Origin of the sequence: Massilia timonae CCUG 45783, assembly GCF_000315425.1 — a bacterium.
GTDB classification, from domain to species: domain Bacteria; phylum Pseudomonadota; class Gammaproteobacteria; order Burkholderiales; family Burkholderiaceae_D; genus Telluria; species Telluria timonae.
Genome location: NZ_JH992923.1, coordinates 571,321 through 591,768, shown reverse-complemented (window position 1 = coordinate 591,768; position 20,448 = coordinate 571,321). Strand labels below are relative to the sequence as shown.

Here is a 20,448-nt window from a genome sequence, read left to right as displayed (position 1 = left end):
TGTCTCATGATTAGCGCATTCCCATTCCGCGCGCGATGATCCCGCGGAGAATTTCGCGCGTACCGCCGCGCAGTGAAAATGAAGGGGCCTCCTGGGTCAGGTAGGCCAGCACCCGCGCGTGCTCGCTCGAGCCGCGCGTGGCCGGCGCCACGTCCAGCAACAGCTGGGCGAGTTCCGGTAGTTCCTGCTCGAAGCTGGTGCCCAGGTCCTTGACCACCGAGGCTTCCCAGGCGGGGTTGCGGCCGGCGGCCAGCTGCGCCGTCACCGCCAGCGACATCTGGCGCAGGGTGACCAGGCGTGCAGCCAGGCGGCCGATCTCCTTCGCCTGCAGCGCGTCCGGCTGGCGGCCGACCTCGGCGATCAGGGTCTCGAGCAGGGCGATCGAACTGAGGAAGCGCTCGGGACCACTACGCTCGAACGCCAGTTCGGCGGTCACCTGGGCCCAGCCCTGCCCCTCGGTGCCGATCAGGGCATCCGCGTCCAGCGTCAGCCCGTCGAAAAACACCTCGTTGAAATGGCTGGCGCCGGTCAGGTCCCTGATCGGACGGATCGTGATGCCGGGCAGGCTCAGGTCGATGATGAACTGCGACAGGCCCTCGTTGCGTTTGCTGTCCGGATCGGTCCGGACCAGCGCGATCATGTAGTGCGAACGGTGGGCGTTGGTGGTCCAGACCTTCTGGCCATTGACCACCCACTTGTCGCCCATCCGGCGCGCACTGGTGCGGATCGAGGCCAGGTCGGAACCGGAGTTCGGCTCGCTCATGCCGATGCAGAAGAAGCGCTCGCCGCGACAGATGGCCGGCAGGTGGAAGGCCTTCTGGGCGTCGGTGCCGTAGTGCAGGATCTGCGGCCCGCTCTGGCGGTCGGCGAACCAGTGGGCCGACACCGGGGCACCTGCCGCCAGCAGTTCCTCGATCACCACATAGCGGGTAAAGGGGCTGGCATCGGCGCCGCCGTAACGCTTCGGCAGCGCCATGCCGATCCAGCCGCGCTCGCCTAGGCGGCGGCTGAAGGCGGCGTCGAATCCCATCCAGGATTCGGCGCGCCGGGTGGGCGGATAATCCGCCAGGGCCTCCGCAAGGAAGCGGCGTACATCGGCGCGAATGGCTTCGGCCTCCGGCGGGATGGGACTGAACTTGAACTGGTCAATGGACATGGTCGGTCATGCGGTGGAGTCGATGCGCCTGTACCGCGCGGCCGCACGCGTCCGGCGCGACCCTCGGGCCACGCGGAAGCGCCGGCTGGCGACGCGGACAGGACTCAGGGGAAGCCCTACCCTCCCCGGCAGATGCTCAGAGCGCGGTCTGCGCGTCGGCGGCGGCAAACATCTTGTTGATGTCGCCCGAGGTGACCGGACGGCTCGGATCGCGCTCCGGCGCGGCGCCGCCCAGGCCGAGGGCCGGCTCGATGCTCACGTGGGTGGCTTGCGCCTTCAGGGCGCCGACGGTGCAGTTCTCGCGTCCGAGGATCGAGAACGGATCGTAGGAGAACTCGCGCATCGCGTTCAGGTGCGTGATCTTGTTGATGACCTCGTCCGACAGGTGCTGCGCCTGGCTCCAGAACACGTTTGCCGAATTCGGCCAGGTGCAGTCGGAATGCGGGTAGTCGCATTCCCAGGTGACCTTGTCGACATTGATCGAGTCGAGGTTCTTCAGGCCGAACGCATCCTCGATGAAGCAGGTGATGATGTGTTCGTTGAAGATGTCGCTCGGTTTCTTGTTGCCGAAGTTCGAGTTGGTCCACTCGTGGTGATGGCTGTGCGTGAAGTCGGCGCGCTCGAGCAGGTAGGGAATCCAGCCGATGCCGCCTTCGGACAGGGCCATGCGCAGCTTCGGATACTTCTTCCACATCGGCGCCCAGATCCAGTCGGCTGCCGAGTTGGAGATCGAGATCGGCATCGAGGTGATCCAGGCGTCGATGGGCGACTCGTCCGAGGCGTGCGCCGCCTTGACGCCGGTGCCGATGTGGCAGCAGATGACGACGTCGTTGTCGGCACAGGCCTTCCACAACGGATCCCAGTGTGCGTTGTGGATCGACGGATAGCCGTGCACGGTCGGGTTGTCGGACAGGGTCAGCGCATGCACGCCCTGGTCCGCGAGGCGCTTGACCTCGGCGGCGGCTGCCTGCATGTCCCACCAGGGCACCATCATCAGCGGGATGAAGCGGCCCGGCGCCGCGTTGCACCAGTCGTGCAGGTGCCAGTCGTTGTAGGCCTGGATCGCGGCGAGACTGACCTCGCGGTCGTTCATCACCTGGAAGCGCTGTCCGGCAAAACCCGGGAATGTCGGGAAGCACAGCGAGCCCAGTACGCCGTTGGCGTTCATGTCGTCGACACGCGCCTTGATGTCCCAGGTGCCGCGCCGCATCTGCTCGTAGGAAAGCGGCTCCATGCCATATTCTTCCTTCGGGCGGCCGACCACCGAATTCAGCCCCATGTAGCCGGTCGCCTTGTCTTCGAACACCCAGACGTCGCGTCCTTTGACGGTCTCGACTTTCGGCTGGCGGCCCTTGAATTTGGCAGGCATGTGGCGGTCGAAAGCGCCGCGCGGTTCGATCACGTGGTCGTCCACGCTGACGAGGATCAGGTCTTCATATTTCATCGTTGTCTCCGAGGAAGGTGTTCGCTTAACCAGCGTTTGGTTTTCTCTGGCTTCATTCTAGAACAGAAATCCAATTTATTAAACACTTTTCTCAAATCTGTTCACCAAATGACCAAACATCAATCCCAGATCACGTGCACGTGCTTCGGCCCGCGCAGCTGGGCGCCGGTGATCTGCGGCGCCGGCATGTCCGGATCCAGGCGCAGGTTCGGCATCAGGTCGAGGATCGCGTTCACCGCCACCTGCAGTTCGGTCTTGGCGATGAACTGGCCGATGCACATGTGCGGACCGAATCCGAAGCCGAAGGATGGCTTGGGCTTGCGGTCGATATCGAATTCCTCGCTGTTTTCGAAGGCTTCCTCGTCGCGGTTGGCGGAACTGACGATGCACTGCACCATGGCCCCTTTCGGGATGGCCATGCCGGCCAGTTCCAGGTCCTGCGCGGCCTGGCGCACCTTGAAGGTGGCCACCGGCTCGAAGCGGATCGCCTCGTCGATCGCCTTGGGCACCAGGCTGCGGTCGCTGCGCACGCGTTCGAGCAGGTCCGGACGTTCCAGCAGCAGGGTCATGAGGGTGCCGAAGGTGCGCGTCGTGGTCTCGGCGGCTGCCGGCAGCAGCGAGCGCACGAAGGTGGTCACCTCATGGTCGTCGAACTTGCGGCCATCGCTCTCCGCGCGGATCAGGCGGCTGATCAGGTCATCGCCTTGGGCGCCATTGCGGCGCACCTCGACCACCGCCTCGTGGGTCGCGTCGTACAGGGCCTTGGCCGCGTCCATCGCCGCCTTGCGCGCCAGCGCGGCCTTTTCGGCGTCCACCTGCGGGCCGGCCAGGATCGCCAGCGCCCACGCCGCGTACTGCTTGATCTTGTCCGGGTCGTTGCCGGGGAATCCGATCAGGGCATAGATCAGGCGGATCGGGAAATACAGGCCGAATTCCATCAGGTCGGCCTTCTTCTTCGGGACCAGCGGAAGCAGGAACTCGTTACGCAGGATCGGATCCATCTTCGAATCGCGCCAGCTGTTGACCACTTCGGGCATGAAGATCGGCTGCAGCAGCGCACGCGCCTTCTTGTGCGCCTCGCCGTCCATGCCGGTCAGGATCAGGCCGTCGAAGAACGCGCCCAGGCCTTCGGCAATGAAGCCGCTGGTGTAGTTGGCGGCATCGCGCAGCACCGCCATGGTTTCCTTGTACTTGAACACCGTGAAGGTCGGCCGGTTCGGGTCCAGCCCGGCGATGTTCGGCACGCCCAGCCTACCCATGAAGTTCTCGGCGATGATCGGCGAGTTCCTGCGCATGTCGCGGTAGATCGCATGCAGGTCGACGTTCTCGCCGCGGTAATTGTCGGCCACGCCCGAATAGGCGCTCTCGAGGCTCACTTCCTTCACACTGCTCATGTTGTCATCCTCCTGTTGTCGTCCGGCGCGCGGCCGGCCATTTGTTGAACACTTTTGCAGATAGTGCTCTATTTCTGGAGAATTGCCAAGCAGTTCCGGGCATGCGCCCGGCGTCAAGGGATCATCAGTCCCCCGTCCACGGCGAGCGTCTGGCCGGTGATGAAGCGCGCGCCCTCGCCCATCATGAAGACGACGAAAGGCGTCATGTCACGGTCCGGGTCGCCCAGCCTGCCCCCGAGCGGAATCAGGCCGGCCATCATCCTGTCGTGCGCGGCGAGCGCCTCGGCGTCCATGCGCGCCCGGTGTGCCTCGTACATCGGCGTCCACATTCCCGGCGCGGCCGCGTTCACGCTGATGCCGTACCTTCCCCATTCCTTGGCCACGGTGCGGGTCCAGCCCAGCACGGCCGCCTTGGCGGCCGAATAGTGGGCGCAACCGGGCAATCCCATCACGCCTGCAGCCGACCCGAAGTTCAGGATCCGGCCACCTTTCGCGCTCAGGTAAGGAAAGGCCGCCTGGTTGGTGTTGAGCGTGCCGCGCGCATTCACGTCGAACATCAGGTCCCAGTCGGCGTCGCCGATCGATTCGGCCGGCGCCGCGCGCTCGATCCCGGCGATATTCACGAGCCCATCCAGCCCGCCGAGCCATGCGGCGGCGGCCTCGAAAGCGGCATCGACCTCGGCGCGCCGCCGCACGTCGCAGCGGTAGTAGCGTGCCGACCCGGGGCCGGCCGCGTCGGCACGGGCCACCTCTTCGCTCCCTGCCGCGTCGTTGACATCCATCGCGGCCACCCGCGCCCCGGCCGCTACCAGGCCGCGCAGCACGCTGGCGCCGATCCCGCCGGCCGCGCCGGTAACGATCAGCCGTCTGCCATTCAGTTCCATGCTCTCTCCTTCAGGTAGGTTGTTCCCATCGATCCGTTCATGGCGCTGCCAGCCGGATGCGCCGTGCCTGGACGCCGCCCGCCCCGAGCGCTGCGGACATCAGCCAGAACAGGACGGTGGCGCCGGCGGCCGCCCCGACGGCGCCGAACAGCAGCGGCATCGCGGCCATCGAAGCGTGGATCGCCATGGAGCGCAGCGCCAGCGCTTCGCCGTGGCGTCCGGGCGGCGCGACGTCGTGCAGCGACGCGAGGATCGCCGGCTGCACCACGCCCAGCGCAACGCCGAGCACGGCCGCGCAGGCAGCCATGGTCCAGGCGCTGTGCAGAAGCGGATACGCAGCGAATACCGCGCAGGCGAGCAGCATCGCGCCCGCCAGCAGGGTGCCGCTCGCCAAGCGCCCTGCCAGCAGCGGCAACAGGAGGCGCACCAGCATCGAGGCCGCCGCGTAGGCAGCGAGCACGGCGCCCAGCGCCGAGGCACTCAGGCCTCGCTCGACGCCGAGCAGCGGCAATGCGAAACCGTGGACGTCCCAGCACACCGAGATCAGCCAGCTGACCAGCAGCAGGCGCCGGAACGGGGCCAGCCGCAGCAGGTCCCAGGCGGAGGCCCGACGCTTCTCAGGCGCCGGGACGGGGCGCGGGGCTTCGGCGGGAACCGCCTGCGCGGCCAGCAGCGTCGCCGCGGGCAACGACGCCAGCGCCAGGAAGGCTGCTGAAAATCCCGCCTTGTCGATCAGCACGCCGGCCAGCATGGGACCGACCAGGCCGGCGATTGCGGGCGCCAGCGCGATCCAGCTGAACACCTGCAGGCGCGCCGCATCGGTGCTCGCGAGCCGGCTGGCGCTGCGCTGGATCGCGATCATCCCGAATCCCGACCCCGCACCGCTGAGGGCCGCAGCCGCACAGAGCGTGAACAAGCTTTGCGATGCGGCCGCCAGCAGCGTTCCCGCCAGCGCGCAGCAGGCCGCGATGCGCACCGGGAGGTGGTAGCCGCGCCGGTCGGCCAGGCGCCCTGCGGGCAAGGCCAGCAAGGCGGGGAAAACGGCAAACATCGTCATCACCAGCCCCACCGACCAGGCCGACTGGCCCAGCGCCAGCACGCCCAGCGGCGCGGCCAGCCGGACACCCTGGGCGCAGGCATGCAGGCCGACCTGGCATGCGACCATGGCCGCCAGCACGCCGTGCCCGGACGCTGCCTGGACTTGTTCGCTACGCATGGCTCCCCTCGATCGAAGACAGCGCCTGGCCGAGCAGGCGTAGCGCCGAAGCATGGTGCCGCACACCGGTTCCATAGTCCGCCTGGCCGGCGCAGGACCGCGCATGACTGGCTTCGAGCATGATGCCCAGCTTGAAGCGCGCCAGCGTGAGGTACCAGTCGAAGGCCGACAGGTCGCGCCGGCTGCCTTCGCGGTAGCGCTCAACCAGTTCAGCGCTCGATGCCAGTCCCTGCGCTGGCGTGACGCGGATCGTCCCGGCGCCGCGTCCCTCGGCATCGGGCCAGGTGGCGACCAGCCATCCCAGGTCGAGCAGCGGATCGCCCACCGTGGCCAGCTCCCAGTCGATGATCGCGGCCAGCACCGGACGGTCGTGCCTGAACATCACGTTGCCGAGGTGATAATCACCATGCAGCAGGCCAGGAGTGAAGTGCTTCGGCACCCGTTCGCCCAGCCACTGCGCCACCTCCGCCACGCCGGGCAGCGATTCCGGCCCCGGCCAGCCGGCGTACTGCCGGCACGCGTCCAGGTGGCGCAGCCAGCGCGGAACCTGACGCTCGAGGAAGCCGTCGGGCTTGCCGAAATCATCCAGGCCGACCCGGCACGGGTCGATCTCGGCAAGCCGCAGCAAGCCATCCACCATCGACAAGCCCATCTCCCGGCGCCAGTCGGCACGCTCGGCGTAGCGCCCGCGCAGGGGATTCGGGGTGGCCGTGAAGCCGTCGACGGGCGCCATCAGGTAGAACGGCACCCCCAGAACGGTCGCGTCGGCGCAGGACGCGACCAGGGCCGGATGCGGCACCGCGCTGCCGGACAGCGCCTGCAGCAGCCGTGCCTCGCGCAGGAAGCCGCGCTGAACCTCCGCTGGCGCGCCCTGGCGCGGGCAGCGCAGCACATAGGCCTGTCCGGTGCCGCGCTCGAAGCGCAGCAGTACGTTCTGCGTGCCGCCGGTCAGCGCCGTGACGCGCCTCAGCTGCCCTGCCCCGATCCCCTGCGCATCCATCCAGCGCGCCAGCGCATCCAGGTCGGGCCTGGTCTCGTTGGCCGCGCCGCTCATCCCAGCACCGGCCGGAATTTTTCCGCGGCGGCGGCGGCGGCGGTCGGGCGATGGTAATCGGGGAACAGGTCTTCACAGGCTACGTAATCGCGCAACAGCTGGCGCGCGACGGTCACCTTGTGCACCTCGGTCGGCCCGTCCGCGAGTCCCATCTGGTAGGCACGCACGATCAGGCCGACGAAGGGCATCTCGGTCGAGACGCCGATCGAGCCATGCACCTGGAGCGCACTCGACGCGATGTCGTGGAGGACCTTGGGCATGGTCGCCTTCACGGCGGCGATGTCCTTGCGTACCTTCTGGTAGTCGTGATACTTGTCGATGCGCCAGGCAGTGCGCATGACCAGCAGCCGGAACTGTTCGAGCTGGATCCAGGCGTCCGCGATCTTCTCCTGAACCATCTGCTTGTCCGCCAGGAGCGAGCCCTGCGTGCTGCGCGAAAGCGCACGCTCGCACAGGGCGTCGAGCGCGCCCTGAGCCTGGCCGATCACGCGCATCGCATGGTGCACCCGGCCGCCTCCCAGCCGCACCTGCGCAATGGCGAATGCGGCGCCCGGTTCGCCCAGCATGCAATCGACCCCCACCCGCACCCCGGCGAAATTCAGGTAGGCGTGGGTGGCTTCCGGGTCGTCCGCGACCCCGACATTGCGGATGATCTCGATTCCCGGCGTATCGGCCGGCACGACGAACATGCTCATGCCCTGGTAGACAGGCGCATCCGGATCGGTGACCGCCATGACGATGAAGAATGCCGCGTAGCGTGCGTTCGATGCAAACCATTTTTGTCCGTCGATGACCCAGTCGTCGCCATCCCTTACCGCGCGCGAGGTGAACACCTTGGGGTCGGCGCCGCCCTGCGGCTCGGTCATGGCGAAGCAGGAAACGACTTCGTTGGCCAGCAGCGGCGCCAGGAAGCGCGCCTTTTGCTCCTCCGTGCCGTAGGCCGCAAGGATTTCGCAATTGCCCGAATCGGGCGCGTGGGCGCCGAAGACGATGGGCGCGAACAGCGCGCGCCCCAGGATTTCGTTCATCAGGCCGAGCTTGACCTGGCCGAAACCTGCGCCGCCCAGTTCCGGCCCGAGGTGGCAGGCCCACAGGCTGCGCTCGCGCACCTGCCGCTGCAGCGGGCGCACCAGCAGTTCGAAGCGCGGATCGTGGATATTCCACGGGCTGCCCAGCACATGCTCGAGCGGCGCCACCTCGTTGCGTACAAATTGCGCCATCCAGTCCAGCTCGGCCTGGAACGCCGCGTCGGTTTCGAAATCCCATGCCATCTCAGTCTCCCGTGTTCAGTCTCATGCAAGCAACAGGCCGCCGTCGACCAGCAGCGTCTGCCCCAGCACGTAGGCCGCAAGCGGCGAAGCGAGGAACAGCGCCGCACCTGCCATGTCGGCGGGCGTGCCGAGGCGGCCCAGCGGTATCTTCCTGAGCGAGGCTTCGAGCCGCTCGGGGCGATCCGTGGTGACCCGGGTCAGTTTTGTCGCGACCAGCCCCGGTGCGATGCCGTTGACCCGGATGCCGTCGCGGGCCCAGGCTTCGCCGAGCGTGCGGGTCAGGCCGAACGCGCCTGTCTTCGATGCGTTATAGGCCGGCGTCCCGACCGTCGAGTGGAAGGCGGCCGCCGAGCTGACGATGATCATCGAACCGCCCGCGCGTGCGAGCATGTCGTGGAAGCGGTCGCCGCAGGCCATCAGGCTGACCAGGTTCACGTTGACGACCTCGCGGAATGCGGGCAGCTTGAATTCCTCGCGCCGGTAGCGCACGATGCCCTGGGCGCACACCAGCACGTCGAGACGGTCGAACGGTACTGCCACCGTGGCGACGGCGTCCGCGTCGGCGACGTCGACCCGGGCGTAATGCAGGCCTTCCAGGTCCGAGCCGGGCTCGCCGGCATAGTCGCCGGCGCCCGGCCGCGTGCCCCATACGTGCACGTCGGCGCCGCGCGCGCGGAAGGCCTGGGCAATGCCGTTGCCGATGCCGCTGGAGCCGCCGACGACGAGGACGGTCTTTCCGGAAAAATCGAGGTCGTTCATGGGTTTCCTGTGGATGGGGTCTTCAGGACGGTCAGCCCCTGGCGCTCCAGCGCATCGACCTGGGCCGGTCCGAACCCGAGCCGCTCCCAGACCTGGGCGCTGTGTTCGCCCAGCGCCGGCGGCGGACGGTCCAGTTTCAATGGCAGGTCGCCGAAGTCCCAATAGGCGCCGACCTGTTCAAGTTCTCCGTACACCGCATGGCGGTAGCGCGCATGCAGGCCGGCCGCAGCGCAGGCCGGGTCGTCGAGGAAGGCCTCGCCCTGCGACTCCAGCACCGGCTCGGACGGCACGCCGGCGCCGCGCAGTGCTTCCAGCGCGAGTTCCCGCGGCCGTGCGGCGAACCACGCCTCGCGCTCCCGGACCGTCGCGCCGGCCAGCTGCGCCAGGGCCTCCCGTTCGCGCCCGTCGAACGCGGCCAGCGCAAGCCAGCCATCGCTGCAGCCGTACAGCCGGTGGTCCGGCGACAGCCCGGTCTGGGCCGCGTCGAGGTGCGCGATCGGCGTGATCGCGCCGTCGGGCAGCATCACGGCCTCGGCCACCGTCGGCAGGGTGGCGCCGAGCAGGGACGAGGCCACCATCTGCCCTTCCCCGGTTTCGAGCCGGCGGTAATGCGCCAGCAGCACCGCGAACACGGACGACAGCGCGGCCAGGTAGTCGCCCACGCCGAAGCGCAGCCACATCGGCGGATTGCCCTGGCCGCCGCACTCGACCTCCCAGCCGCAGGCCGCCTGCATCAGCTGGTCGAAGCCCGGCCAGTCCTTCTGCTCACCCTCGGGTCCATAGGAACTGATGTGGCAGAACACCAGGGCCGGGTTGATCCGGCTGAGCGCCGCATGGTCGATGCCGAGCTTGCGCGCGGCGGGCAGGCGGATGTTGTGGTGCACGACATCCGCCCAGCGCACCAGTTTCTCGAGCGCCTCCTGTGCCCCGGCCTCGCCGAGCTTGAGCGCGACGCCGAGCTTGCCGCGCTGGGTTCCGGCGAAGATCCGTTCCAGCCGCCGCATGGCGTCGCCCGCCGGCGGTTCGACCTTGATGACCTCGGCGCCGAGGTCGGCCAGCAGCATGGTGGCAAAGGGACCGGCCAGGTAGGCGCCCAGGTCGAGCACCTTCATCCCGGCCAGCGGCGGCATGGGTATTCCAGCCGCCTGTAGCGGCGCCGGCGCCGGCGCCGCCAACGTGGCCGGCGCTCCGGGAAGCGGTGCGGGATCCCGACCCGCCAGCGGCCCTCGCACCCGCGGTGGCGGCTGGGTCAGGTAGGCCGGCCCCGGCTGCAGCACCCTTCCCCGCTCGCGGTCTTCGACCTCGACCACGTAGCCGTTGGCGCGCGCCTGGGCGCTGGCGTAGATTGCGCCGAAGGGGGCGGCGACCTGGGCTGCGACATCATGTTCCCAGAAGTGGCGGACCCAGTCGCATGCCGGCCGGGTGGCCATGATGGCTTTGTTCGCGCCGAAATTGGGCGCCACGTGACTCGGTGGGTACTTGGCGTTTTCCGCCGCCACGGCGTCCGGGCCCATGCCGGCCAGCGCTTCCGCCATCCAGGGCGCCTCGTCGGGCGAGTAATGCACGTGCACCCATGCGCCATCGGCGCACCGGTGCAGCGGGATCGGCGTGTCCTTGGACAATCCCTTGGCGAACACCGGCGTCGGGCGTTCTGCCCGCGACCAGTGCATGCTCATCGGCGCGAGCGCCGCCTGTGCCAGGCTGGTATGCGCGGTGCCGCCGCGGCCGTCGCGGCGGCGTGCTACCAGCCGGGCCATCACGCCGATGGCGCTGAACCAGGCCGCGAGCCAGCCGGCAAAAGGCATGCGCACGAACACCGTGCCCGGACGGTGGCCGGGCTGCTCGTCCAGCAATCCCAGCCGCGCCAGCACCAGGGTCTCGCGCGGCGGCGCCTCGGCCAGAGGATGCCTGCGCGGCCAGCCCCCGATCGCCGACACAACCAGCTGCGGGTTCACGGCGGCCAGCGCCCCATCGTCCAGTCCATGCGCAGCGGCCTGCGCCGGGGTGAGGTCGTGCAGCAGCACGTCGGCGCCCCTGAGCAGTGAGGCCAGCGCCGCCTTGCCGGCCGGGGTATCCAGGTCGAGCGCGAGCCGTTGCTTGCCGCGGTTAAGTACGGAGAACAGGACCGAATCGGTATCGTCCGACATGGCGGGCGTCTCGACTCGGATCACCTCCGCGCCGGCCTCGGACAGCTGCAATCCGGCCGCCGGTCCCGCGATGCCGCTGGCGAATTCGATCACCCGGATCTGGTGGAGGATCGGTTTGTCCATCACGCCCCCGGCTCGTAGGCCTGCTGCACGTAGGTCATGCGCCCGCCTGCCAGCATCAGCGCACAGAACATGTTCAGTTCGACGATTTCAGGCGTGGTGTAGTGGCGCTTGAGCGCGTCGAACACGGCATCGTCGATGGCCATGTAATCGGCAGCGAACAGCTCCGCATAGTGCAAGGCAGCCTGTTCCGGCGGGCTGAAGCGCGCGTCGCCGGATGCCAGGCAGGCGATGTCCTCCTCGCTCACCGCATCGTCCTTGCGGGCCAGCTGACAGGCCTTGCACGTCGTGATGGAAGCGATTTTCAGCCGCACCAGTTCGCGCAGTCGCCCGGGCAACAGGCCGCGCGAATGGATTGCCTCGAGCGTGGCGAGCCAGGCTTCGGCGAGCTCCGGGCGGTGGGCCCAGACCTGCACCGGGACAGTCGAGCTGAGCATCCGGCTGGCGCGTCCACGCTCGACGGCCGCAGCCAGCGATGGCGGGAAGCCGGCGAGCGGAACGGTTGGCAAGCGCGTCATGGCCGTCTCCCGCCGGCACGCCAGCCTGCACACTGCAGTAGCCGGGTCATCCATGTCTCCTGTGCCGCAGTCGCTCGTACGATCTGGCGCGGCTCGAATTATTGTACAGAATGGCTATTTCTGTTCAATATATACAGGTTTCTGGAAATTGTCGACTGACTTCTACGGTAGGCTCAGGGCCTGGCGATGAAATAGCGCACGGCTAGCCGCCCTTCGCTGTCGAAGCGATAGAGCTCGATCGTTTCGATGGCGCGCTCCGTTCCCCTCACCAGGTTCCGGTTATGGCAGGCGGCTTCGTTTCCGTTGACGATCAGCGCCACTTCTTCGATCGCGATGGCGGCGTTCTGCCTGGCCCACATCGCGTCCAGCACCGGCCAGCCATCGGAAGCGGGCTGGCCGACGTACTCGATGGTCAATCCGGCCGGAGCGGCCTCGCGGTAGGCCGACAGGAAACCCGCCTTGTCGCCGGCGTTCCAGCATGCCGCCTGAGTGTGGAGGAAGCGGCGAATGGGATCCGTGTCCATGCTCATGGGGATTCTCCTGCGGTCGGCAACTCGTCACCGGGTACGTCTCGCGCGCTGCCGTTGCGCCGGTCGGTTTCGCCCCAGCCCAGGGAGCGATCGGGCTCGCGCGTGTCGCCGACGCGGCGCCAGCGCCCTTCCTGCTGGGCAGTAATCGGGAAACCGCCCACGAAGTCGACCATTTCGCCCTTCGGATCAGGTAGGAACTCCCAGCGCTCGACACCGTCCAGGACGATATGCGCGCTGTCCACGAAATACGATCCCGGCTTGTGGACGACCTGCCCCTCGATGTCGGTCGTGCAGCGAATCTCCCCTTTGTGGTTCTGGAAGATGGCATAGCCCAGGTTCCCGTGCCCGACCATGAAGGACCCGCTGTCCCAGCTGCCGTCAGTATAGACGGTGGCGAAGGTCCACCAGATCACGTGCATCTTGTTGTTGACCACGAGGTCTTTCTGGAAGTGGATCGCCCCGCCTTCGGCCATCCAGGCCTGGTCGAGGGTGATGATTCCCTTCACTGGCCGCCCCTCGCATGTGCCTGCGACATCGTACAGCTGCGACACGTAGAAGGTTCCCCAGTCGCGGCCCGGCAGGTACCACTGCATGCCATTCCCGAGCAGGGTGCCGGCAAGATCGAACAGGCCTTCCTCCTTCCAGCTGAACTGCGTGCCGGATGCGGTCAGGCGCCACGGCTTGCCTGGCTCGCCCTCCAGGCTCGACCAGCCGGCTGTCCCATTGTCCAGCCATCGCTGCGGAAACATGGTGAGTGCCTGCCCGCCGCTCTTCGCCTTGTCGATGCGGAGTTGCTTGCCGTCGCCGACCCGGGTCGACTGGTAGATGAACTTGGTCGGGTTCGGGCTGCTGCCGGGCGCATTCAGGGCGCGCACGAATGCGTAGATCTCGCCGTCGCGGTCGCGGACGCAGCCGAAAGGCATGTGCTTGGTCAGCTTGAGGCCGAAATGGTCGCGCAGGTCGGCCAGGCCCTCCCCCGTGACCTGCTGGGGTGCGACCAGGCACTGGTAGTCGAAGTCGGCCCGCTGTGGAATCGTCTTGAAGGTCTTCATGGTTTCAGTCCCAGATGACGTGGACGTGGGCGGCGCCGCGCAGCTGGGCGCCCTCGATCACAGGCGGCGGCTGGTCCGGATCCAGGCGCAGGTTGGGGAACAGGTCGAGCAGCGCATTGACGGCGCAGTTGAGCTCCATCTTGGCGACGAACTGGCCGATGCACATGTGGGGGCCGAAACCAAAGCCAAATGAAGGCTTGGCGCGGCGATCGATATCGAACACGTCGGGATGCTCGAACACTTCCTCGTCGCGATTGGCCGAGGCCACCATGCACTGGATGAACGAACCTTTGGGGATCGTCACGCCATGGAACTCGACCTCCTTGGCCGTCTCGCGGACCTTGAAGGTCGCCACTGGTTCGTAGCGCACCGCCTCGTCGATCAGTTTCGGCACCAGGGCGCGGTCGGCCCGCACGCGCTCCAGCAGCCCCGGCGTGCTCAAGAGCAGCGTCATCACCGAGCTGAAGGTACGGGTCGTGGTTTCGCCGGAGGCAGGCAGCAGCGAGCGCACGAAGGTAGTCACCTCGTGGTCGTCGAGCATGCGCCCCTCGTGCTCGGCACGCAGCAGGCGCCCGATCAGGTCGTCCCCCGCACTGCCCGTGGCGCGGCGTTGCACCACGACCGCATGGATGGCCTCATACAGCAGCTTGACCGCGATGCCGGCATTGCGCTTTGCTTCCGCGGCCTTGCTCGGGTCGATCTGGTTTCCGCCGACCATGGCCAGGGCCCAGGCGGCATACTGGCGGTACTGCTCCGTGTTATCGGTCGGGAAACCCATCAGCGCATACATCTCGCGGATCGGGAAGCCGAGGCCGAACTCCATCAGGTCGGCCTTTTTCAGCGGCACCAACGGCTCCAGAAAGTCCTTGCGGATGACAGCGTCGATCTGGTCGCGCCATTTGTTGACCGTCTCGGGCATGAAGGCCGGCTGCAGCAGCGCACGCACGCTGCGGTGCTGCTCGCCGTCCATCGCCAGCACGATCAGGCCGTCGAAGAAGGCGCCGAGCCCCTCGGCGATGAAGCCGCTGGTATAGCTGCTGGCGTCGCGCAGGACCGCCATGACGTCCTGGTGGCGGAACAGCGCGAAGGTCGGGCGCGTCCCTTGCTGCATCCCGGCGTTGGTCGGCACGCCGAATTGCTGGATGAAGTCGCCCACGAAGATCGGCGACGTGGCGCGCGCTGCGCGGCAGGCGGCATGCAGGTCACCCTTGCCCTTGTAGGTTGCGGAAACCGAGGAATAGGCGCTTTCCAGGTCGAGATCGGCAATATCTGTGCTCACGCTTGTCTCCTTTGTACTTGAACATTTTTTAGAATGATGTTCACATAGTAGCCCGCACCGGTCGCGCCAGGACGACTTCCGGCGCCAACTTCGTTTGACCCCGAGTCAAGCGCCCTGCCTCAAGCCGGGGAACCGATATCTCGAAGACGACACCATGGACGAGCAGCCGACCAGTTGTACGCCGATGAAGGCCTTGCCGAACAAGCGCGACACGCTCAGGCGCATCGCAGAGGCGGCCCGCCGCGAATTCGCCGGCAAAGGGCTGGCCGATGCCCGGGTGGACGACATCGCCCAGGCGGCTGGCGTGACCAAGCAGCTGGTCTACCACTATTTCCGCAGCAAGGAAGAGCTGTTCGCCTGTGTCCTGGACGAGTCCTCCGCACAGGCGATGAGCGAACTGGTCAGCCTCGAGCTGGCCCAGCTGCCGCCGCGGGAGGCCCTCAGGGCGCTGTTGCGGCAGATGGTTCAGCCTTACCATGACGGTGCGCTCGGCAGCCTGGCGCAGGAAGGCGTTCGCTTTCATGAAAGCCGCGCCACGCCGCGCAACAGTTTCACAGAGCTTGCTCCTCGCCTGCGGGACAAGATGAAGGAAACGATCGCGCGCGGCATCGCCAGCGGCGACTTCCGCGCCGACGTGGATCCAGACATGGCGCTGGCGCTGGCCGCGCTGGCGACAACCGGCGCCTGGGTCAACCGCTATACGGTGTCGACCCTATGCGACATCGACGTGGCCAGGGCGCCGGACGCCGATGCCTGGCGCAGTTTTTCGGTGGAGTTTGTGCTGTCGGCGCTCGAGTACACACGTACCGGGCAGCACCCGCTGGCGCTCGCCGCGGCCCCGCTCAGCGCGCCAGGTAACGGCTGACGCGGCGCGCGGCGATCCGGCCCGGCAGCCCGTTGATGCCGCCCCCCGGATGAACGCCGGCGCCGCCGAGGAACAGGCCCGCCACCGGCAGGGTATCTCCCCCCAGCCCTGCAGCCGGCCGCATCAGGGCGCTCCGCGCGGGGCTGGTATCGATGTGCACGACACAGCCGCGATGCACGTTGAGGCGTTCGGCCAGGTCCGGCGCCGCTTCGATCCTGCGTCCGATCTCGTACTCCTTGAGGCCGTCCATGTATCGGCTCGCATGGTCGATCACCTGTTGCCCCACCCCGGCTCGGATCGCATCCCAGCCGTTGCGCGGCTCGACCGGCATCGCCACCGGGTACAGATAGGCCACGTCCTGGCCCGGCGGCGCCTGGCCCGGATCGACGGCGCTCGGGGCGGTGATCCACATGTAGGGCAGCGGCGACACCTCGCCGCGCGCGGCGGCGCGGAAGTTGTCCAGCACGGCGTCGGCGGTGCCGATCAGCAGCACGCTCTTGCGCAGGCTCAGCCCGTCCGGCCGCATCGCTTCATGGCGGCTGTAGCCGACCTGCCCCGAGAGCGCGACATCGACCTTCAATGGCGAGGCGCCATGGCCGTTCGCCGGCGCCAGCGCGACGCGGGTGAGCGTGCGGCGGTCGAGCGCGCCGGGCGTCACCATTTCCAGCGCCATCTTCGGGTGGATGGAGGCAATCACGGCGCGCGCCTTGACGACCGCACCGCTCTTCAGGCGCACGCCCCTCGCCACGCCGTCCTGTGCCAGGATTTCCGCAACCGGGGCGTCGAGGATGATCTCCCCACCGAGCTCGCGCAGCCGCGCCGCCAGCGCGTTCGACAGCGTCTGCATGCCGCCGACCGCGCGCCCCAGGCCAAACCGGTGGATAAAACCAAGCAGCGCGAAATAGATGCCGGTGGCCTCGCCAGCGATCGGACCGGCCGCGCCCAGCAGGCAGCACAGGGCCGATTGCGTCACCGGATGCTCGAAGCGCTCCATGATCGAGGTGTAGGCGGGGCTGCCGATCAGCGCCATCAGTTCCGGCTTGAGCGCGCGGTTCTTGAACATTGCACGAAACGCCTGCCATTTGGCGCCGAGATTGCGCTGGGCCGGGTCGACCCGCATCATCGGGATCGCCACGTCGATGAACGCATCGACCAGCTTCATCAGCGACATGAACTCATCGGCGTCGCGTGCGGAAAAGCGCCGGATCTCGGCCGCGGTCTGCGCGGCGCTGCGGCCGAACACCAGGGAACTGCCATCGGGGTGCAGGTAGACGTAGCCCGGGCTCATCTCCACCTGGCGAAAACCGTAGCGCTCGAGTTGCAATTCATGCGGCATCATCGGGTGTACGCGCAGCGACATCAGGTCGAGCGCACATGGATGGATGAGATGCTGCGGGGCTTCGGGAATCAGGTAGCCGCTGGAGGCCATGCCGCCCACCTTCTCGCGAGCTTCGATCACGAGCACCCTGTTGCCCGCTTCGGCGAGGTAGCAGGCGGCGGCCAGCCCGTTGTGTCCACCGCCGACGATCGCCACGTCGTATTCGTTCTTTGCCGCTGTCATGCTGTCTCCTCGGGGTTCGTTTTGATATCCGCAGGATTGAAGCATGGGACCGGGCGCCCGGTCCGGAGAACGGTTTTACCTCAGGTAAAAAACGGGGCCGGTCAACGGCGCGCGACGCGGCCCGACAACAGCATGATGACGAAGCGTTCGACCCGGCGCATCAGGTTGCGGCGGTCCGCGCCGGAAGGCACCAGTACGTCGCTCAGGATGAAGCGCACGATCAGCTCGCAGATCAGTTCGCGGTCGAGCGTGATGCCGCGCCGTTCTTCCCACGCATCGAACACGATCGACAGCACATCCTGGAAGCGATGGACCGAATCGTGGAAGATGCGCTGGAACCAGCGGGTCGCATAGTCCGGCGCGACCAGCAGCAGGCGCCGCGCGCGGCTGCGCTCCAGGTAGTCGTCGACAAAGTTCAGCACGGCCTGGAAGCGCTCGTCCGGATCCTGGTAGGGGCCCACGGCCTCGATCAGGCGGGCATGGAACTGGTCGCGCTTGTGGCGCGAGAATGCGTCGAGCAGGTCGTCCTGGGACGAGAAATACCGGTAGAACGTGCCGCGAGAGATGCCGCTTTCCTGGCAGACGTCGAGGATCGAGATCCGTTCGGCGCCGGATTGCAGGATGATTTCTTCCGTCGTGGCGAGGATCTTGGCGATCGTATCGCCGGAGCGCTTGTTCAGCTTGACCGGCAGGGCGCCGGTGCGTACTGCGGGCTTTTTCACCTTCTCGACCGGCGCCGGCGCCGCTGCCGGCTTGGCGCGCGCGCGAACAGATTTTGCGGCTGGTACCGCCGCCGGTGCTGCGCCCTTCACAGTCCTGGCCTGGCGCGCTTCGGCTTGCGCCGGCACGGCCTTCGCCCGGCCCGCTGCCGCCTTTACTGCGGTCGTCGGCTTCTTTGGTTTGACGGCAGTCGTCATCGATTCACTCCGCTCCGCGCATTTTTTCGAACCCGGATTGTAACGTAAGGACAGGTGCATTAGAAGCCGACACGCAGGAAGTCCTCGCAATACTTTGACACTTTTTACGATTCTGTTTATATTCATACGACAAACAAACGCAAGGGAGCCCGGCGGGCCATTCGCCGGGTCCTGACAAAGGAGGCAAAATGGCTGGAATGGGCAATCCCGGGACCTGGTCGCTGGGACAGCAGGATACCGTCATCGCCGCACTCGACCGGGCTGTCGCGGCCCATCCGGAGCGGGTATTGTTCGACTTCGGCGGCGAATTGACCACCTATGGCGAGTTTGATCAACTGTCGACACGCCTGGCGCATTCGCTGGCCGGACTGGGCCTGAAGCCGGGCCACACCATCCTGACCATGCTCGACAATAATATCGATGCCGTCACCGGATGGATCGCCGCCAACAAGCTGTGCGCCGTGAGCGTGCCGGTCAATACGGCACTGCGCGGCGAGTTCCTGCGCCACCAGATCGCCGATGCCCGCGCCCACATCGTCATCTGCGAGGCCGACTATTTGGAGCGCATCGCCCAGGTCGCGGAGGGCCTGCCCGACGTCACCCTGATCCTGTATCGCGGCGCCCTGTCCAGCCGCCCGCCCTGCACGGTGCGCATCGCCTCGCTCGACGAATACCGCGGCGCCTGCGACGACCCGATTACCGTCAAGCCCTCGCCATCCGACCTCGCATGCATCGTGTATACCTCGGGGACGACGGGCCCGTCGAAAGGATGCATGCTCAGCTATAACTACATGTGCAACCTGGCGCGACTGCAGCTGCGTGCGGGACCAGCGACCGACAGGGACGTCACGATCACGCCCCTGCCCCTGTTCCACATGAATGCGATGTGCGTCGGGGTGCTGGCGAACATTCTGGTCGGCGCCCGCGTGGCCATCGTGCCGCGCTTCTCGGTGTCGAACTTCTGGCCCGAGGTGGAGCGCAGCGGCGCGACCATTGCGTCCATCCTAGGCGGAATGGGCGGTTTGCTGGCGCAGGCGCCGGACAGCGAGGCGATGCGGCGCTGTGTGGGCCAGATCCATACCGTGCGCGGGAATCCGTTTACGGAAGAAACCAAGCGGATCTGGCGCGAGCGCTTTGGGGCCCGCCAGGTCGGCGGCAACGGTTATGGCCTGACCGAAGCGAGCGTCATCACCTCGCTCGCAGCCGGCGAATACGCCGCACCTGGCTCATCCGGCAAGCGCATCCCCGACTTCGATGTGCGCATCGTGGACGACCTGGACCGCGAACTGCCGGCGAATGCGCCTGGTGAGATCGTGGTGCGGCCGCTGCGGCCCGACATCATGTTCATGGGCTACTGGGGACGTCCGGCCGACACCATGAAAGTCATGCGCAACATGTGGTTCCATACCGGGGACATCGGCAAGTTCGACGAGGACGGCTTCTTCTACTTCGTCGATCGCAAGAAGGATTACCTGCGCCGGCGCGGCGAAAACATCTCCAGTTTCGAGATGGAGTCGGCATTCGCCGCCCATCCCGAGATCGAGGAAGTCGCCGTCCATGCGGTTCCCTCCGACAAAGGAGAGGATGACGTCAAGGTGACCGCGATCCTGAAGCCGGGCAGCAGCCTCCAGCCGGAAGCCCTGTTCCACTGGGCGGTCGATGCGGTGCCTTACTACGCCCTACCCCGCTATATCGAATTCCGCGACTCCATGCCGAAGAACCCGCAAGGCCGGGTCCTGAAATACCAGTTGCGCGACGAAGGCTGCACCGCCGCCACTTGGGATCTGGAACGGACCGACATCAAGGTCAGCAAGCGCTGAACGGACAGCATCGATCACCTCACCGAACAGGAACGCCAATGAGCATACTCACCCATTTCACCCTTGGAACGCACGACCTCGAGCGTGCCATGCACTTCTATGATCAGGTGCTGGCGCCGCTCGGGTACACGCGCCTGCTCGAGGTCGACGGCCGTATCGCCGGCTGGGGCCTCGGCGCGCCCCAGTTCATGGTCGGCTATCCGCGCAACGGAGAGCCTGCTACGGCAAGCAACGGGCTGACCATCGGCCTTGCCGCGCCCAGCCGCGCGGCCATCGACGAATTCCATCGCCGCGCGCTCGCGCTCGGCGCGAGCGACGAAGGCGCCCCCGGTCCGCGTCCATTTGCTCCGAACGCCTATGCAGCCTATATCCGCGACCTCGACGGACACAAGATCGCTGCCTCGTGTCGTCAGCCCGGGTAGTCGGATAGCAAGCTGGGACAGGGCCGCTTCGACCGGCCG

General features: G+C 67.1%; 18 protein-coding genes. 3 read left to right on the top strand and 15 right to left on the bottom strand.

Annotation, left to right across the window (positions count from 1 at the left end; translation table 11 throughout):
• Positions 1 to 10: 10 nt before the first annotated feature.
• From HMPREF9710_RS12715 to HMPREF9710_RS12655, 13 genes are all read right to left on the bottom strand, one after another.
• Positions 11 to 1,156: an acyl-CoA dehydrogenase family protein gene (locus HMPREF9710_RS12715; RefSeq protein ID WP_005666913.1), complete on the bottom strand. Its 1,146-nt coding sequence runs from the start codon at positions 1,154 to 1,156 to the stop codon at positions 11 to 13.
• 136 nt (positions 1,157 to 1,292) lie between these two features.
• The gene (locus HMPREF9710_RS12710) at positions 1,293 to 2,600 is read right to left on the bottom strand and encodes an amidohydrolase family protein (RefSeq protein WP_005666911.1); all 1,308 of its coding nucleotides are present in this window, start codon (positions 2,598 to 2,600) and stop codon (positions 1,293 to 1,295) included.
• A gap of 119 nt (positions 2,601 to 2,719) precedes the next feature.
• A complete protein-coding gene (locus HMPREF9710_RS12705; RefSeq protein ID WP_005666909.1) occupies positions 2,720 to 3,994 on the bottom strand; it encodes a cytochrome P450 in 1,275 nt (424 codons plus the stop codon).
• A gap of 113 nt (positions 3,995 to 4,107) precedes the next feature.
• Complete coding sequence (locus HMPREF9710_RS12700; protein ID WP_005666907.1) at positions 4,108 to 4,878, bottom strand: SDR family NAD(P)-dependent oxidoreductase; 771 nt, start codon at positions 4,876 to 4,878, stop codon at positions 4,108 to 4,110.
• Positions 4,879 to 4,915: 37 nt separating this feature from the next.
• Positions 4,916 to 6,094 (bottom strand): MFS transporter, encoded by a 1,179-nt coding sequence (locus tag HMPREF9710_RS12695; protein WP_005666906.1) that lies wholly within the window; start codon positions 6,092 to 6,094, stop codon positions 4,916 to 4,918.
• Positions 6,087 to 7,148: a phosphotransferase family protein gene (locus HMPREF9710_RS12690; protein ID WP_005666903.1), complete on the bottom strand. Its 1,062-nt coding sequence runs from the start codon at positions 7,146 to 7,148 to the stop codon at positions 6,087 to 6,089. Before HMPREF9710_RS12690 ends, HMPREF9710_RS12695 begins: the two co-directional genes overlap by 8 nt.
• Positions 7,145 to 8,419, bottom strand: coding sequence for an acyl-CoA dehydrogenase family protein (locus HMPREF9710_RS12685; protein WP_005666900.1), 1,275 nt, complete (start codon positions 8,417 to 8,419; stop codon positions 7,145 to 7,147). Before HMPREF9710_RS12685 ends, HMPREF9710_RS12690 begins: the two co-directional genes overlap by 4 nt.
• Positions 8,420 to 8,440: 21 nt before the next feature.
• Positions 8,441 to 9,178: an SDR family NAD(P)-dependent oxidoreductase gene (locus tag HMPREF9710_RS12680; protein WP_005666897.1), complete on the bottom strand. Its 738-nt coding sequence runs from the start codon at positions 9,176 to 9,178 to the stop codon at positions 8,441 to 8,443.
• Positions 9,175 to 11,448, bottom strand: a complete 2,274-nt coding sequence (locus HMPREF9710_RS12675) for a CoA transferase (RefSeq protein WP_005666895.1) — start codon at positions 11,446 to 11,448, stop codon at positions 9,175 to 9,177. Before HMPREF9710_RS12675 ends, HMPREF9710_RS12680 begins: the two co-directional genes overlap by 4 nt.
• Positions 11,448 to 11,963, bottom strand: coding sequence for a carboxymuconolactone decarboxylase family protein (locus HMPREF9710_RS12670; protein ID WP_005666892.1), 516 nt, complete (start codon positions 11,961 to 11,963; stop codon positions 11,448 to 11,450). The genes HMPREF9710_RS12675 and HMPREF9710_RS12670 overlap by 1 nt, the downstream gene beginning before the upstream one ends.
• 173 nt (positions 11,964 to 12,136) lie before the next feature.
• Positions 12,137 to 12,493 (bottom strand): Cif family virulence factor, encoded by a 357-nt coding sequence (locus tag HMPREF9710_RS12665; protein ID WP_005666891.1) that lies wholly within the window; start codon positions 12,491 to 12,493, stop codon positions 12,137 to 12,139.
• A complete protein-coding gene (locus tag HMPREF9710_RS12660) occupies positions 12,490 to 13,545 on the bottom strand; it encodes a hypothetical protein (protein ID WP_005666890.1) in 1,056 nt (351 codons plus the stop codon). The genes HMPREF9710_RS12665 and HMPREF9710_RS12660 overlap by 4 nt, the downstream gene beginning before the upstream one ends.
• 4 nt (positions 13,546 to 13,549) lie before the next feature.
• Positions 13,550 to 14,824, bottom strand: coding sequence for a cytochrome P450 (locus tag HMPREF9710_RS12655; protein ID WP_005666888.1), 1,275 nt, complete (start codon positions 14,822 to 14,824; stop codon positions 13,550 to 13,552).
• A gap of 154 nt (positions 14,825 to 14,978) precedes the next feature.
• Between HMPREF9710_RS12655 and HMPREF9710_RS12650 the strand changes: the two genes are divergently transcribed.
• The gene (locus HMPREF9710_RS12650; protein WP_005666886.1) at positions 14,979 to 15,689 is read left to right on the top strand and encodes a TetR/AcrR family transcriptional regulator; all 711 of its coding nucleotides are present in this window, start codon (positions 14,979 to 14,981) and stop codon (positions 15,687 to 15,689) included.
• Here the strand turns inward: HMPREF9710_RS12650 and HMPREF9710_RS12645 are convergent.
• A complete protein-coding gene (locus tag HMPREF9710_RS12645; protein ID WP_005666884.1) occupies positions 15,667 to 17,250 on the bottom strand; it encodes a phytoene desaturase family protein in 1,584 nt (527 codons plus the stop codon). The two genes, HMPREF9710_RS12650 and HMPREF9710_RS12645, sit on opposite strands and share 23 nt — an antisense overlap.
• Before the next feature lie 101 nt (positions 17,251 to 17,351).
• Positions 17,352 to 18,167: a TetR/AcrR family transcriptional regulator gene (locus HMPREF9710_RS12640; RefSeq protein ID WP_005666882.1), complete on the bottom strand. Its 816-nt coding sequence runs from the start codon at positions 18,165 to 18,167 to the stop codon at positions 17,352 to 17,354.
• 188 nt (positions 18,168 to 18,355) lie between these two features.
• On the opposite strand from HMPREF9710_RS12640, the gene HMPREF9710_RS12635 reads away from it, so the two are divergent.
• Together HMPREF9710_RS12635 and HMPREF9710_RS12630 are read left to right on the top strand one after the other, a co-directional pair.
• A complete protein-coding gene (locus HMPREF9710_RS12635; RefSeq protein ID WP_005666880.1) occupies positions 18,356 to 19,987 on the top strand; it encodes an ATP-dependent acyl-CoA ligase in 1,632 nt (543 codons plus the stop codon).
• Positions 19,988 to 20,025: 38 nt separating this feature from the next.
• Positions 20,026 to 20,409 (top strand): VOC family protein, encoded by a 384-nt coding sequence (locus HMPREF9710_RS12630; RefSeq protein WP_005666879.1) that lies wholly within the window; start codon positions 20,026 to 20,028, stop codon positions 20,407 to 20,409.
• The last annotated feature ends 39 nt before the right edge of the window (positions 20,410 to 20,448 follow it).